The following is a 16,552-nucleotide window of genomic DNA, read 5'->3' on the forward strand; positions in this document are numbered from 1 at the left end:
GTGATAGAAAACATGCATCGTTAAAACATGGGATATCAGAATAATTTGACTAACGGTTGTAGTGATATAAAAAAGGAGAGGTTTTACCCCCTCCTTTCTGTTTTTAATTAATAACCCGGATTTTGGTACATCTTAACAGGGTTAAGTTTATACTCATCAAACGGAATAGGATAATAACGATCTTTTGTGCTAAAGTTAGCTACCTGTGCCAAACCAAAATCGGTTTGTTTTTTGGCTTTAAAGTAGGCTACCAACTCATCGGTAGTAAATGTACGCAGCAAATCAAACCAGCGGTGGTGCTCAAAGGCCAGCTCAACACGGCGCTCATGTAAAATAGCCAGCTTAAGCGTAGGGTATCTCGAAGCGTAATCGCTATTTGTCATTGATACAGCATAGGTTGGCATGCCAGCACGGGTACGCACCTGGTCTAAGAAACCGGTAGCAGTTGCGGCATCGCCCAGGTAATTATTAACCTCGGCAAGCGACAGGATTACATCAGCATATCGCATCAAAATCCAGTCGTTACCGCCATAACCATTTACACCGGCAGCGTTGCTAACATCCCTGAATTTGGTAACAAACCAATCTTTAACAATAGGGTCGTTAGCGTATTTAACAGAGAAGGTCATTCGCGGATCGTTAGTTTCGTACTCATTGATCAAATCATGGGTAACATTATAACCAGCGCCCGATGATGGTTTTTGCGAGTTGATGGTTTCACCTTTTGCCTGGTTGTTGGCGGCGATTGACGAACTGTAATTAAGATCGCCCTGGATGTTCACAATCTGGAAGATCAGCTCCGGGCAGGTTGTTTTCTTGCTTACATCAAAAACATCCGTATAAGGGATGCTGTTCAACAGGCCAAAATTACGCATGTTGTAAGCAGCCATTAAGGCTGTTTTGGCGTTGTTTAAATTAGTGGTCCGGTTAGCCTGATCTAAAGTAGTGGCCATGGTAAGGTATGCCTGGCCCAGCAGGAAATTAGCAGCCGCTTTTGATACCCTGCCGGTTGATGCCTGCAGGTTTGGAAGCGGGCTGTTAACAACATCTGTTAAATCGGCTATTATTTGCTGGTAAACCGCATCTTGCTTTACCCTGAAAGTTGAGGCGGCAACATCGGCTGCAGATGATAGTTGTTTGGTTACCAACGGTACATCGCCCCAAAGCCGCACTAATTCAAAATAAGTAAATGCACGCAAAAACTTCGCTTCGGCAGCGTATTTCAACTTTAAGTTATTATCCGGAAAGCTAACCTGGTCAATGTGCGATAACACCACATTTGCGCGGCTAACCGTGGTATACAACGATACCCAGTGGGCTTTTAAATAAGTATTGCTTGGCAATATAGAAAAGTTGTTGAACTGGAAAGGTTCGCCGGCGTTTGACTGGTTGTCGTTAGTACCTGTATCATCTGAACGCTGATCTGTCCACAAATCGCTTCCCTCGCCAACATTGTTACCGCTGCGCATTGATTGATAAATGCCATTTACGGCCAGCAATACGTCGTTGGGTGTTTTATAGCTTGCGTCAACGGTTACCGCGTTGGGGTCGCTTTCATTTAAAAAGTCTTTTTTACAAGACGGGCTTATGGCCACAACCGCAGCAAAGCAGGCAATGGCTAAAAATTTCTTATTCATTTTAATTTCTCTTAAAAAATTTATCAAAAAGTAACGTTTACACCTAAGTTGTATGACCTAACCAGCGGATAGGTACCATAATCGATACCCGGCGCAAGGTTGGCAGGCTGCGTGCTGTTTGATGCGGCACCAGAGTAGTTGTAATCTACATCGGGGTTATAGCCTTTATACTTGGTGATGGTAAACGCATTAACTACACTTGCAAAAACACGTGCCTTGGTAAGGCCCAAAGTGTTTTGCAAAAAGCCTGGCAGGGTGTAACCTAATGTTAAGTTGGTACAACGCAGGTACGAGCCGCTTTGCAGGTAAAATGTTGATAAACGGGTACTGTTACTTTGCGTACCGGCACGTGAAGCACGGTAAAAAGAGCCATCGCCCGGGTTTTCTGCATTCCTGTACCTGTCGGCTACGTTGGCGTATTGATTGCCCGATCCCTCTCCATTATACAGGTAATAGTCCTGTCCATCCAGAATCTGGTTACCGTATGATCCGTTGAAGGCAGCGCTTAAATCAAAGTGTTTATAAGTACTATTTAAGGCAAAGCCGTAAGTAAATTTGGCATATGGCGAACCGATAATGCCTTTATCGGCATCGTTTACAATACCATCGTGATTAGTGTCAACAAACCACAGATCGCCAATTTTGGCGGGATTAGTTTGTGAAGCAGACGGGGCGGTTTTACCTAAATTATCGGCAGTAATTATACCGCCAACTTTAAAGCCATAAAACATACCAATTGGCTGGCCTTGTGTAGTGATGCTGGTAAGGTATGAGCGCTCGGCACCGTTAATGATCAGGGTATTGTTTGACGGCAGTTTAACAACTTTATTGCGGTTTAATGAAATATTACCGCTTGCACCAAAAGTGAAATCTTTATCGTTAATGATCTTTCCGTCTACCTGGAAATCAAAGCCGCCGTTACGGATCTTGGAATCGCGCAGGTTGGTTAGGATGGTGGTACTGCCCGATATTGCCGAAATAGGCTGGTTATACAACAGGTTGTATGAGTAGCTCAAATAATAGTTAGCGATGATTGACAGGCGACCTTTAAACAGCGATATATCAGTACCAAAGTTGTATTGTGAAGTTGTTTCCCAGCTTAAGGTATTATCTTTAATTCCACCCGGATAGGTTGCTGTTACAGCGCTGTTACCATCAAGCACGGTACCTGTGGGTGTTGCCAATGTTTGTTGTATGGCGTAGTTGGGGATATTGAAGTTACCGCTTTTGCCCCAGCTTGCGCGGATTTTAACGGTTGATTGATCGCCAAGGAAGTTATGGTAAAAGTCCTCGTCGGACAGGTTCCAGCCGGCAGCAACCGATGGGAAGTAGCCATACTTATTTGCCGGCCCAAAACGTGATGAACCATCGGCACGGAACGATGCGGTTAAAAAGTATTTACCTGCGTAGTTATAGTTAGCACGGCCAAGGTATGATAATAGGGTATATTCACTCTTATAAGCAGAGTTTAAAGCAAAGTTAGCTGCCAGGGCGCCCCTGTTTGATATTTCGGGAATCGCATCATTTTGGAAGCCGTTTGCTTTTACGCTGATATAATCGGCAGAGGTAATTTGCGCGGTGTAACCTGCCAGGGCGTCAAAGTGGTGTTTGCCAATTTGCTTATTGTAATTTAAGGTAAATTCGGCAAGCCTATCAACAGTTACCAGGTTTGAAGCCTGCGCATTAGCGGCCAAAATTGATTGTTGTGAACCCGGGGGGAACGCACCACTGCTTAGCGTGGTTGGGTAATAATAATCATACTTCTCTGTATAGGTTTCGGTACCCAGGTTAGTTTTAAAGTCAAGATCTTTCGATATATGGTATATAGCGGCCGCGTTGTAATGACCACGGTACCCTTTCCTGTTAATTTTAATACGCTCGGCAAGTGCAACCGGGTTTTCAATACCCTGGTAACCATATTGGGTTGAGCCGGCAGCTTCCGCATTGGTGGCTAATGAACCATCAGCATTATAAGCGGGCAGGTAAGGCATATAAATAAGCGCGCCAAGAATTGGGCTGTGGTCAAAACGTCCTTCCTGTGTTTCCTGGTTGGTATTTTGGGTGTAAGCTACATTGGCCGCAATGTGGATGCGCTTGCTTACATCACCATCAATATTTGCGCGGAAGTTATACCGCTGCTGACCGGTACTTTGAATAATACCCGGCTGGTTTTGGTATGAACCACTCACGTAGTAGCGAATATCACTTGACGCCCCCGAAAACGACAGGGTGTGCTTTTGCATAAATGTGTTGCGGTACAACTCATCCTGCCAATCGGTATTTACGGTTTGCTTAATAGGGGTTTGCGTAGCAAAATTATATAAGCCATCGGGGATACTTACGCTGCCGGTGTTACCTACATTGGTTACACGGGTTGCATTCGGGTCAGAATACATGGCATCATTCCAGGTATGGCCGGTGTTTACCCAAAGATCGTGATAGGCGTTGTTACGGCCATCTATTACCAACTGTGCAGCCTGATCGGCGTTCAGCAGTTTTACTTTGTGGGCCAGCTGGTCAATCCCGGTTTGCACATCATATTCAAAACGGCCTTTACCCAATTTACCTTTTTTGGTAGTGATCAACACCACGCCGCCAGATGCACGCGAACCGTAAATAGCGGCCGATGCGGCATCTTTTAACACGTCGATACTTTCCACATCATCCGGGTTAATGTAGATATCATTTGATGGGTAACCGTCGATAACGTACAAAGGATCAGAACTGGCATTGAACGAGCCTATACCCCTAACCCTGATTTTTGGGCTGGTATATGGCGCACCGCCGGTTTGCGATACCTGTACACCTGATACCTTACCAACAAGCGCCTGCCCCAGTGAAGGAGATGAAAGATTTAAATCGCTTGATTTCACACTGGCAACCGAGCCGGTTACATCGCTTTTACGGATGGTTTGGTAACCAATGGCTACAACCTCATTAAGCATATTGGCCTGTGGTACCAGTTTAACATTTATATTGGCCTGGTCGCCAACGGTTATTTCCTTTGGTAGGTAACCAATAAACTTAAAAACAAGTACGGCACCTGGCTCTGCTGATATGCTGTATTTTCCGCTCACATCTGTTGATGTGCCTTTATTAGTGTTTTTGATCATTACTGATACACCAGGTAGGGGTTGGTTGGTTTCGTCGGTTACGGTACCAGTTATTTGAATTGCCTGGTTTATTGCAATTTTAATGGGGGTTGCGGCGTTTGAGTTAAACGCGGTTGCCATGATCATGAGGCAGATAAAAGGTTTTAGCAAAAACCTTTCAAAAAGATCACGGGTAATCTTTTTATTCATATTTTTAAAAATTGATTGTTAGGAAATGACAGTAAAGCTTTCGACCGCTTTTTAGTTATTTGACAATTATTCCGGGAGCCGTGTGAATGTTAGTGCATTCACCGGTTTCTATGTTTTATCGCCGGCTATCGATGTTAAGTTTAAATTAATGTTACATAGGCATTTAAATTAAAATACATGGCAGATTTTAATATTATCGTAATATTTATTACCCCCTGATAATATAATATTAATTATAGATTATTAATATTGCAGTAATGGCAACAAAATTAAACCAGCTATCTTAACATCGGGCTACTTAAATGTTAAGTTTATATTAATAAAAAATGCCCGGGCAATATGACGCTATCTTATAATGTGGCTAGTTTTACTGATGTTTTACCAGCTTGTTTTAGTAAAGTTCACGTTGTTTTTTCGCGATGATGTTACGGCAATTCCCTTTTCGTCATCGCCAATAAACGAAAAGCCTTCCAACTCATCGGTCCTGTCAATACCATCAACCTGGTTGATGACAACCTGCTTGCCCGCTTCAATCGATTTTTCAAGATCAACATAGGTAAAGCGCCATTGCCGCCCTTCAATTTTATTTTGAATAAGCACCAACACGCCCTTATCGGCTATCCAATGCAGGTTTTGCACCCAGGGCGTGCATGTAAACTTTTTGTAAAGTACGCCGGGTTCTTTGGTGTTTGCCGCTTTTGCCAGCTTCGCCGGATCATATAATCTTACCTCGTTACCATGGTCGCCATAGTCGGCGGTAGCCACATACCACTTATTATTATATTTAACATACTCAGGGCGGGTTCCTTGTATACAGGCATCATCATCAATGGTATTGAGCAGGCTGGTATCAAGTGTACCGGTTTTCAGCAGGGCTTTCCAATCAACACAATAAATAACAGCTCTCCATTTGGTACCTTCGGCGTTAAGCCGGATGGAGTTACCAATAAAAGTAGGACCAGTACCGTTATAAGCTATCCCGGTAGGGTGGTTAATTACATCCTGCCCGTTTTGGGTCAGCTTTACTTCTTTATGCTGATAAACCAGGCTATCGCCCTGCATTTTAAACTCACGGATCATGCCTACTTCCCGGTCTCCATATAAAAATATGCGTCCCTTTTGGTAGGAGATACCCTGGCAAGCGCCCAAAGAATCGACAGTGATCGAGCGTTTGAGTTGATGATCAATATTACCAGGTGTTATGCTCCCGATACCTAATATTACAGCAGCTATGGTTAAAGTAATTTTTTGCATATGTTGAATGTTTATCGTGGGTCAAGGGGTTCGTCAGGGTCAATTTGTTTGGCATCTTCAACGGGATAGTATTCAACCTCGGTTTCTGAGTTCCGTTTGGCCAGTTTGTAAGGCACGTAGTTTAGTTCCTTTTGGCAGCGGGCGTCCATCGTCATAATAAAATCTGTTTGCGATTTATCTGTTACCACAATACCGGGCTTATCGGCCGGGATGCCGTATTTATAAATAAGCCTGGCGCTGTTACGCATATTGGTGGTGGTATGGCGGGCATGTGGCTCAATAATGATGACATTCTCGGGGACATGCAGGGTTTTCATCAGGTAAACCTTCATCTCCTCGGCTTCGTTATATTTTGTTTTGTAGGGATGCACTTTGCCGCCAGATACGATGATGAACGGCGCTTTACCCAATTTATATTGCTGAACAGCCAACCTGCAGCGCAGCATGCCTTCGCCGCTCAAAGGCGATGTTAAATTGTCGGGCCCGGCGCCGGGTACCATAATGTTTGAGTAGGGATAAGCAGACCATTTAATGGTTTTTACCCTGGCCACGGCAGCTTGATTCGCCCCGAGTTCCATGGGCTCGTAGTTGGCCGGATCCTGCCGCTCATTTATCTGCAGATAAAGCAATGCAGCCTGCATCGATGGCTCAAAAAACAAACGCGTGTTTTTAACGTCACCCATCAAAGTAGCAGTAACATCGTACATTAACGTACGATAGGCCTTTGCGTGAACATTGTAACTAATAGAATCTATTTGCGGATAGTTAGGTTTTTTCCCTTCGGCGTATACCGATATAGTATAATTAATACTGCCGGCATCCTGTTCCCAGGCCTTTTGCAGGAACTCAACGTTGGGCAGTTTTTTATATAAACTATACGCACCCGATGGAATCAGCTTTGATTTTACCAGCCTATCCAAAGCGTTGCCGGGTTTATAAAGCGCAGCAAGACGTTCAGTTACTAACCGAATCTCTTCATCGGTAAGTTTTATTGCAGCAGTTAAGCACGATGCATCGTTACAATCGGTGAGAGACGTATTAAGCTTATTTAGTTTTTGTTGAGCGAGCTGCGCGAGTTGGGCATCACCTTTAAGTAATAAGCCAACTTCGTTATCCTGCTCAAAAAGGGAGAGCAAATAGTAGTTTTTAACTTCCACGTAGTCGGTTGATACTTTTTTTGCGCGGGCCGCTAAGTGCTCCTGGGCATAGTTGCTTAGCCAACTAAGGCATAGCAGCGATAATACTATAATTTTTTTCATAGGCATTTTTTTACAAAGCGTAAAGAAACCCCTCTTAATTAAACTTAAGATTAACTCCAGGTAACAATCTCATAGATGATTAAGTCACGGGGAGCGGCTAAAGTAATTTACATGTAAAAACTTACCAGAATTGCGATGCCGGCGGATGCCGGATAGCGCAAGTGAATCAGCCGGTTTTCATTAAATTTTGGAACTTGATGGCGTACAGCAGTAACCAGGTTTGGTTGCTGCAGATATGGAGAGACGGATATTACAGAGAAGCAACAGTCAGCTATTCAGCCGTAGTAAAGCACTTGTAAAATGGCTATTTTCATTTTACCAAGTAACATCAGTATTGTAGTATACTAATCGTTCAATCCCTTTCCGTCCAAAATTTGGGGTATATATTTATCAACCCTTGCCTCGCGGGTTTTGGATTGTTTGGGTGCGGCAAAATATAACAGGTATGCCCTTTGCCGCCCGGGTGTTAATGCATCAAATGCCGTTTTCAGGATCGGCATCTCATCTAATTTATTTTTAAATTCTTCAGCCGTTGCAAATTCGGTTGTCTTTTTCAAACTCACTTTTAAACCTGCTTTTTCAGCTTCAATGGCTTCATAAACGTAGGCTTTAAGGGTGGCTTTTAAGTCAATTATTTCCCGCTCGTTGGTAAACCGCACCTGGCGCGCTGCCTGTACATTTTCTGATTGCCGAATCAAAATACCGTTGGCATCATTAAGCAACGCTCCTTTGAAAAATAAAACCGCGCAGTATTCTTTAAACACATGTATGAGTACGATATTACTTTCCTGAAAAGTATAACAAGGACAACCCCACTTCAATTCTTCAGTAAGCCCGCAATCCAAAATGATCAATCTTAATTGTCCCAGTTCTTCGTGCCACTTTTCGGCCTTGTCAAAATAAAAGTCAACATTCGGGTTCATGGTATATGCTTAATATTGGTTATCAGTTGCTATACAAAATTCACACCTTCAACGAGCCGCGAAAGCCCCTGGCGGCATAGTATGATTCGGCTCCGTTATGATAAAGAAACACCGTATTGTACCGGCGATCGCAAAATACAGCCCCGCCAAATTTCCTGATATCTGCCGGTGTTTTTACCCAGCTCGATGTTTTCAAATCAAACTTTCCAAAGTTCTGTAATTCCCTGTATTGATCTTCTGTTAAAATCTCAATACCCATGGCATCTGCCACGTCAATAGCGGTGTTTTCCGGCTTAAATTCTTTCCGTGCCTCATGCGCCGCTCTATCATAACATAGGCTTCTGCGGCCTTTAGGGCTTTCGGCCGAACAATCATAAAAAATGTATTCGCCTGTATTTTTATCAACGCCAACAATATCCGGTTCGCCGCCGGTTATTTCCATTTCATTGAGCGACCATAATTTTCCGGCATTTCCCTGCAGTTTAGTTTGCACAGCGGCCCATTCGATACCTTCATGACGGTTCATGTTTTTTTCAAAGCGAGCTTTCAATAATGCGAGTAATTCCCCGCTCTTTTCTGCTGATAGTTTAGCGTTCATACAATTCTTTTCATGGGTTAACTAAAATCATCTTCCTATCTGCAGGCCTGAAATACCACGATACTATCGTCAGCACCAGCAATAACACCGACGGGAATATGTCTTTAACAGCATCGCCCGATGCGATATGCGAAAATATTGCCCCTGTCATTACAAAGAAAAAGCCTGCATAAGCCCATTCCTTTACCAAAGGCAATTTAGGAATAAGCACTGTTACAACGCCCAAAAACTTCCAAACACCTAATATTGTTAACAGGTATACAGGATAACCAAGGTGCGTTATGCTATCTGCTCCCCCCTGCCCTTCTTTCATCTTAAACAGCTGCACTATTCCGGTTGATATCATTCCTAATGCAAGCCAGATAGTTGCAACCCAGTAGATAATTTTATTGCGCTTTGTCATGGTGTATATTATTTAATTTTTTCAACGTGTTTTCTAAACGATTATGTGCCATGTTAAGGCCCTGGGCAAAAGGCAGCTTCAGCATTTGGTCTCTAGCTTCAACTGATTTATATACAATACGTATGCTGATCTTACTGGTGGCATCGGTGAGTTGTTCAAACTCCAAAAACTCAAGCTGAACGGGAAAAGGTGTATTTTCCATTTCAAAAGTCCGGGTGATTTTCTGGTTCGGCACAAACTCGTGAATTACCCCATTCGCACTGAAAACTACGTTTCCATTGGCATCTGATGTTTCAAACTGCCAGCTGCCGTGCTTTTTTCCTTCAAGTTTAAGCACTTTAGTCCCCATCCATTGCTCCACGATGTCGGGCTCAATGTGGGCCTTAAAAAGCAACTCCAACGGTAAATCAAACTCCCTTGTAATTACCAGGTACTGTTTGCCGTCTTCGGCATTGATCTTGGTTTTAAGTTCCATAATATGCTATTTTTTTTGTTGATAGTTTTTCATGATATCTTCCAGTTTGTTAAACCTGTCATCCCACATTTGGCGGAACGGTTCAATAAAATCGGCTATGGCTTTCATCTTTTTCGCATTAATATGATAGTAAATTTCCCGGCCGGTTTGCTCCTGGCCAAGCAATTCGCACTCGGTGAGTATTTGTAAGTGTTTTGAAACCGTTGGCCTTGCCGTATTAAAGTTTGAGGCTATTGCACCGGCAGTCATCGATTGTGTGGCAACCAACAAAAGTATAGCTCGTCTTGTTGGGTCGGCTATGGCCTGGAATACATCTCGTCTTAAATTCATTATGTAGCTATTTGACTACAAATATAAATGTAGCTATTTAACTACGCAAATTTTTATTAATTTTTTTCGGCGTTTGGTGTCGTCCCGCAGGAGAATTACGCCTGAGACTGTATCGAAATTAGCCGGGAGGAGGTATTGTGTATATCGGTGGTCTTTGTTACTGTAAATCTATTACCAGGCATGCTTACTTAATCTCTTCTAAATGCATCGCCTCGCCTCCTGATGGTTGCAGGTTAATGGTTAAAACAGTTTTGCTGTTAACCACACTGTTGCTAACCCGCACATGCGTAGTGGTAGCCACCCCGGCATCATCGCTATATATTTGGGCCCGGTATTTTTTGCCCGGCTTCAAAAAAGTGAGCGCCATTTTTAACGTCCTGGCTTCATTATTGGTAACGGTCCCAACAAACCATTCGGTTCCTTTGCGCCTTGCGGTTGTAATATATTGCCCCGGCGCTCCCTGTATTACCCTTGTTTCGTCCCAGGTAGTGGGAATATTATCCCAAAACTCCAGTTCGGGTTCGTTATGCGCTGCCGATGGCTTATCATACCAATACAGCGTTTGCAAAGGGCTGTAGTAAACTGCCGCCAATGCCAGTTGATGTGCATGGGTGGTTTTTATACGCTTATCAAAATAACAAATGGTATAATCGGCCGGGCCGGCTAAGTACCGGGTAAAAGGCAATATGGTATTGTGTGTAGCATCCGGCATTTCTTCGTTGCCGCGTACGCCTTCGGCGGTCATCAGGTTGGGCCAGGTGCGCTGCTCGCCTGTAAAGCGCCAATCGTCATGAATGTTAACCATTATGTGGCTGGCCGCCGCCTGCTGTATCGCCTTCTCCACCCAGGTAGTCCAGCGGTGCGAACCTACCTGAACAAAGCCAAATTTTACACCTTTTACCCCCCACTTGTTATATATTGCAAACAGGCTGTCGCTTTGCGCCATTAATGCCTGCTGGTTAACGTATAGCCATACGCCAATACCTTTATCTTTACCATATTGAATAATGCCCGGCAAATCAAAGTCGGGAATAGCCACGTTTGTTGCATCCGAGTTAAAGCTGAAGGCTGGCCCGTACCATTTCCAATCAAATAGTATGTATTGGAGTTTATGTTTTACAGCAAAATCGATATTGGTTTTGGCATCGGCAGTGGTTTGCGTCATCACACGCATAATTTTACCGGGTTTAATCCATTCCGTATTGGCTATTCGTGATGGTTCATTCAGGTTAAGCATCATATAATCATGTGCTATTAAATCACCGGGGGCTTCGGCCACCATGATAGCGCGCCATGGCGTACCTACCGGAGATACAAGCTGCGCCCCTCCAAACATCGCAGTTACTATGGTGTTCGGCTTATCATCGCTTAACTTAAATTTAGTGCGGGCATAATCAACCAACTGCGCTTCGCCAAGCGCTACAAACAGCCTGTTGGGTAACTCTAATGTAAGCGGCCGTTCGCTTTCGCCGGGCCAGCTGGCCAATGGCAGCTTGTAATAAGGCGCCTGGGCCCAGTTGGCAAACCAGGCCTGGGTGCCCGCCGGGAAACTAAATTCGCTATTTTCGGCAGTGACATTGTAATACGTCCCTTTTTCGTTTTCGGGGAAATAGTAGCGGATAGCAGCGCCTTCGTCATAAACCCGCACTTGTACCTGCATCACATACATTGGGTTATCGTCCTTCACCAGCGTGATATCGCAAGCATTATAATGGTCCCTGATCTGGCTGCGTTCGCCATTCACAGGTATCCAGTTGGTATCATGAGTGGTGGTTTTTATATCCTTTATTACCAGGTTTTCGCACCAGTTTTTATGCTGATCTATCTTCAGCGCCAGCGCCTTTTCAGATAACTGGTTATCCAGCTGAATATCCAGAACCGACTCGCTTATAACCTGTTTATCCTTATATGTCACCTGGTAATACATAACCCGCTTTTTATCGGCCAACTGCTTTTGATAAAACTTCAGACTCAGGTTTTTATCAGGCGATTGAATTACAAGCGGCATACCTGTTACGGTGCCTTGTCCTTTAGCCTCTAAAACGATAAACGAAACTATAGTTAATAGTAAATACCTCATTAGTTTGATTTACGTTGATAGCGAGCAGCCTTGCCATGTTGTAATTTATCCAACCGCAACAAGGCTTCTAAATAATAGTAATCGGCATAAATAATTGACGCATCAATTTCTGTTCCGGCGGGGTGGTGCCCGGTAGAATGGAGTAAAAAGGCATCGTTTACCTGATGGCTTTGATAGGCCGGAGAAGAAAGCGTTTGCAACATAGCTTCGGCCTTCTGCCGGTAAATTTGTGCCTTGGATTTGTCCTTTACAAATGTTGACAGCTCCAGCAATGCCGAAGCCGTTACGCAGGCTGCCGAAGCGTCTTTAGGAGCATTGGGGATAGCAGGATCATCAAAGTCCCAAAAAGGGATCAAATCTGCCGGCAGGCGGCTCAGGTATACATCTGCTACTTTTTGTGCAAAGTTTAAAAATTCTGTTTTCCCGGTTTCGCGGTAGCACATGGTAAAACCATATATTGCCCATGATTGCCCCCTGGCCCACATGCTGTTATTTGCGTAGCCCTGGTGGGTTACCCCTTTTATCTTTTTTCCGGTAAGGGCATCGTATACCACCACATGGTAAGATGTATAATCGGGCCTGAAATGATTGTGCATGGTGGTTTCGGCATGTTTAACCGCGATATCGTATAAGTGCCGGTTGCCGCCATTTTTTGATGCCCAGAATAAAAGTTCGAGGTTAATCATGTTATCGATAATGGTATTGTGGGGCCACCCCATTTTTTTTACCATCGACGGCCATGATAATATGGTACCTACTTTGGGATTAAACAAAGTGGCCAATGAATCTGCCGAACGCAATACAACCCGTTTATATTCGGGATTCCGTGTTAACCGGTAACCGTTACCAAAACTGTTAAATATCATGAAACCCAAATCATGGTCAAAACCACCATGCTCAGAAAGCGGCTGCAATTCTTTTGTGAAACTATCAGCAGCTGTTTTCCATTTTTCATCATGGGTTCCTTCATATAAGTACCATAAAATACCAGGCCAGAAGCCACTGCACCAGTCCTTGTAGTTTACATATCGCCAGTCTGTTTTGCCTTTATCTATATTACGGGGCAGGTTATTGCCACTTGCCGGAATATTACTTAGCGTTTTTTGCGCTTGCCCGGCGCAATAGTTTATATTGGGTAGTACCTGCAAGCCTTTTTGAGCATGGGCACGAAATCCGGCACCCGAAAGCATCAGAACGAATAAAACTTTGTACAGCGCTTTGGTATTAAAACGATTTTTTAGATATTTTTTTTTCATAAGATTTTATTGGTTCTCAATTTTGTACTCCGCCTCCCCGCAGACACCTATGTTGTTAATTGTAAAAACGGCCGATCTGCTAATTGCTAAAACGATCTACCGCCGGGCGCAAACAAAATTGGAGCAATCGTTTATAATTGAGTTTCGAAAGTAGTTTAAAACAAAAACCCGCAGGGGGGAGCATTAGGCCAAATAAGGGGGAGAAGAAGTCAATTTGGCAAAAAAGCCCTGGTTATCAGGAATGCGGCCTGGCTTAAATGCACAGGCATTAATTCATGTTAACCATGAAAATTTACAATGTATTAATTATCAATTACTTACAATAAATAAACTTAAAATATGTTAAGTTATGTTAACCCAGTTCAGATGCGTTTGCCCTGCCTTTTCTTACTTAAGATCAAGGGCATGGTCGGCTTTTACATCTTCTCCGCTCCAGATTTTGGCTTCGGTCCATTTCAGGGGCGGGGCGCTCCAGAACTCGTCAGTTTCAGGCAAACCAAGCGGTACAAAAACATTACTGCAAATGTATAAGCTGCCGGTTGTAATATAAAAATCGGCCAGGCCAGGTTGTTTGCCATAAAGGCCAATATTGAGCCATCCATCCGCAGTAAATGTAGCAGGCGACTCCAGTGTTTTTTTGATGACAGCCGTTAACGCGCAACGTACCTGTGCAGGCGGCAATGATGCCGGGAGTTGTTTAATATAAGCCATATTGGCCAAATGATGGAAAACCCCTGCCCTGTAAACTATTGAGCGGCCCGTTGCCGGGTAACTGCCATCGGCATTAATTAATCGCTCCAATATTTCGGCATAGCGTTGGCCAATGGCTTTTGCGCGCTCCTGTTCATGTTGATAGGTTTTCTTTTTTTCGCCTTGTACCTGTAACATGGCGTTTAAATTAGGCTGTATCACAATGCTGTTGTAGTAATCCAAATGAAAGGTCATCCCGTCAGAAAACATGCCGTCGCCAACATACCAGTGCTGCATAAATTCGCGGATGCCAAATTCGGTGCGTAAGGGGTCGTCCCCTAAATCGTATTTGCAAAAGAAGGCCTCTATCATCCCCGAAAACAGGATCCAGTTGGAGTAAACCGGCACCGTATTACGGGTTATCTTCATGGCGTCAACCACTTGCTTTCTTACATCAGTATCCAGGTGTTCCCATAACCAGGGGCTGCGGACAAGCGCGAAGGCTACATAAGATGCATCAACCAAAGGCTGCCCGCCAGTCCATTGCAGGTAATCTTTAGCCTGTGGGTTAACCGCGTTGGCTATCGCCTTTAATGCCCATGCGCGGTACTGGTTACGCAGCTTTACTTCGCTGGCATCGCCCCCTTCCAGGTTAAGCCAGGGCGCTATCCCGCTTAAGGTACGGCCAAACGCTTCAAGGTAAGCAACTTTTGAACGCCCTTCTTTATTATCAATATGATCCGATAAACTCACCGGCATATTTTGCTTCAGCTTATCTTCGGCCAGGTTTGATAGTACAGGCCGGGCTATTTTATCCATATAGGCCAGCCACAGTTTGCGGTCGGCAAGGCCGTTTGATATGTTTTTTTGCGCCCACAGGTTGGATATAACCAACATTGTGCAAAGCAAAAACAGTAATTTTTTCATAGCAGTTATTTTTTCTTTAACGTCGCAGACAGAATTGAAGCACAATCCACCTCCATCACCTGTACCGGCTGGGCGGTAATATTGGCCTGGCCTTCCCCATCTACCTGTACTACATTTTGTATAAACAGGTTAAGTATCTTTTTATCTTTCCATAGTTCGGTATCATAGGTTGGCTCCCAGGCTCCAACAGCAAATGCCGACAAATCATTAACCGTCCATTTATTCCCGGCCAGGTTACCGGTAACTGCAACAGAAATTTTATCCTCCCGTTCTTTATCCCTGAATATTAAGGCCGCGGCGGTATTTTTACCCTGTTTCAAGGCTATAATTTGCGGTCGTGAAACCGGAATACTCTTGGTGCCCATTCCGCTTAAACTAAAAGGTGTTTTGCGAAAACCGAGGCTGTTGCTTGTCCACTGGCCATTGTTTTTATAAATGATATGGTATTGTGGGGCTGTCTTTCCTGCCTCCCGCCAATAGCTGGCTATAAACGGGGTACCGTCATCCTCAATAACCATAGATGTTTGGTTAATCAGCTCGCTTTTTTGTGGAATTTTGCAGGCGTATTCGGCAGTGGCGGCAGTTATCGGCAAATTATAGGTTTGGCCCGTTGATCTTTCCCAGTTTATTCCGCCATTTTTTGAAACAGCATAGCACATATCATGGTTACTGGCTACATCGGGGCTTTCGCGCCAAACCCATGACAGGTGTATAAAACCTTTTTTATCAATAGCCATTTGCCAGTAAGCATTGCGTTTGCCTTCGCCGTCAATTAGATTGTGTTGTATGTTTACCCATTTTTTTGCCGATACGTTGTACCTGTTAAGTACCAGGTTGCCATTGCCTGATGCGCCATCCCTGTAAAGGAATAGCAGATCGCCCTGGGGAAGCCTGTAAAATTCAGGGTAGCTTACACTATTTTCAGCAATGCCTGCCATTGATTTTGGTGTTGATAAAACAAGGCTGCCGGGTGTAAGGCCCACAGCATAGTTTAATGGCTGATTGTGCATACCCCAGGCTACATGCAGGTAACCCGCCCCATCAACCATAATGCTTATGTCCTTATGAGCATCAGCGGCATCGCCTTTGTAGGTTGTCACCGCAATTTGCCATTCGTTTGATCCGCTTTTTCTTTTGGCCAGGGTTAAAACCTGGTCCTGGTTGTAGTAAGCAGCATATTGTTGGCCTTTAAAAGTGACCAGCGAATTCTTGCGAAAAATGACGGTATTCACCGAGTTATTAGCCCATCCGGGGCCAATCGCACTCACTTTTACAGGGTAGTTTTGTGCACCTGCGTGCAAAAAGCTACCTATCAATAAAGCTGTAAACAGGAATTGTTTGAGAGGGTTAAAATGCATAAGCAGTGTTAAGTTAATAGTACTAAGTATTAAGTCAAAAGTTAAATTTATTCTTTTTTT

13 protein-coding genes are annotated in these 16,552 nt (G+C 44.0%); all 13 read right to left on the reverse strand.

All coding sequences use genetic code 11. The features are described 5' to 3' along the window. Nucleotides 1-107: 107 nt before the first annotated feature. The 13 genes from AC1DU2_RS09550 to AC1DU2_RS09610 all read right to left on the reverse strand — a co-directional run bounded on the left by AC1DU2_RS09550 (nt 108) and on the right by AC1DU2_RS09610 (nt 16,492). Nucleotides 108-1,637, reverse strand: coding sequence for a RagB/SusD family nutrient uptake outer membrane protein (locus tag AC1DU2_RS09550; RefSeq protein ID WP_477383923.1), 1,530 nt, complete (start codon nt 1,635-1,637; stop codon nt 108-110). 23 nt (nt 1,638-1,660) lie between these two features. Beyond that, the gene (locus AC1DU2_RS09555) at nt 1,661-4,939 is read right to left on the reverse strand and encodes a SusC/RagA family TonB-linked outer membrane protein (RefSeq protein ID WP_477383924.1); all 3,279 of its coding nucleotides are present in this window, start codon (nt 4,937-4,939) and stop codon (nt 1,661-1,663) included. 378 nt (nt 4,940-5,317) lie between these two features. Continuing rightward, on the reverse strand, nt 5,318-6,193 hold the full coding sequence (locus AC1DU2_RS09560) for a hypothetical protein (protein WP_477383926.1): 876 nt from the start codon (nt 6,191-6,193) through the stop codon (nt 5,318-5,320). Between the two features lie 11 nt (nt 6,194-6,204). Further along, nucleotides 6,205-7,452 carry a YdcF family protein gene (locus AC1DU2_RS09565; protein WP_477383928.1) on the reverse strand — a complete coding sequence of 416 codons (1,248 nt, stop codon included), beginning with the start codon at nt 7,450-7,452 and terminating at the stop codon, nt 6,205-6,207. A gap of 344 nt (nt 7,453-7,796) precedes the next feature. Beyond that, nucleotides 7,797-8,375, reverse strand: a complete 579-nt coding sequence (locus AC1DU2_RS09570) for a YdeI/OmpD-associated family protein (protein WP_477356637.1) — start codon at nt 8,373-8,375, stop codon at nt 7,797-7,799. A gap of 40 nt (nt 8,376-8,415) precedes the next feature. Next, on the reverse strand, nt 8,416-8,973 hold the full coding sequence (locus AC1DU2_RS09575) for a DUF4256 domain-containing protein (RefSeq protein ID WP_477356635.1): 558 nt from the start codon (nt 8,971-8,973) through the stop codon (nt 8,416-8,418). A 10-nt stretch (nt 8,974-8,983) separates the two neighbouring features. Beyond that, nucleotides 8,984-9,376 carry a DoxX family protein gene (locus AC1DU2_RS09580; protein ID WP_477356633.1) on the reverse strand — a complete coding sequence of 131 codons (393 nt, stop codon included), beginning with the start codon at nt 9,374-9,376 and terminating at the stop codon, nt 8,984-8,986. Further along, entirely contained in the window at nt 9,360-9,851 is a 492-nt protein-coding gene (locus AC1DU2_RS09585) for an SRPBCC family protein (RefSeq protein ID WP_477383929.1), read from the reverse strand. The genes AC1DU2_RS09580 and AC1DU2_RS09585 overlap by 17 nt, the downstream gene beginning before the upstream one ends. A 6-nt stretch (nt 9,852-9,857) precedes the next feature. Next, nucleotides 9,858-10,181 (reverse strand): ArsR/SmtB family transcription factor, encoded by a 324-nt coding sequence (locus tag AC1DU2_RS09590; protein WP_147060947.1) that lies wholly within the window; start codon nt 10,179-10,181, stop codon nt 9,858-9,860. Nucleotides 10,182-10,365: 184 nt separating this feature from the next. Further along, the gene (locus AC1DU2_RS09595; RefSeq protein WP_477383930.1) at nt 10,366-12,261 is read right to left on the reverse strand and encodes a glycoside hydrolase family 97 protein; all 1,896 of its coding nucleotides are present in this window, start codon (nt 12,259-12,261) and stop codon (nt 10,366-10,368) included. Beyond that, complete coding sequence (locus AC1DU2_RS09600) at nt 12,261-13,517, reverse strand: glycoside hydrolase family 88 protein (RefSeq protein ID WP_477383932.1); 1,257 nt, start codon at nt 13,515-13,517, stop codon at nt 12,261-12,263. Before AC1DU2_RS09600 ends, AC1DU2_RS09595 begins: the two co-directional genes overlap by 1 nt. A 387-nt stretch (nt 13,518-13,904) precedes the next feature. Further along, nucleotides 13,905-15,134: a DUF2264 domain-containing protein gene (locus AC1DU2_RS09605; protein WP_477383934.1), complete on the reverse strand. Its 1,230-nt coding sequence runs from the start codon at nt 15,132-15,134 to the stop codon at nt 13,905-13,907. A gap of 5 nt (nt 15,135-15,139) precedes the next feature. Next, entirely contained in the window at nt 15,140-16,492 is a 1,353-nt protein-coding gene (locus AC1DU2_RS09610; protein WP_477383936.1) for a BNR repeat-containing protein, read from the reverse strand. Nucleotides 16,493-16,552 lie beyond the last annotated feature (60 nt).

It is taken from the genome of Mucilaginibacter sp. P4_C11, from assembly GCF_056402115.1.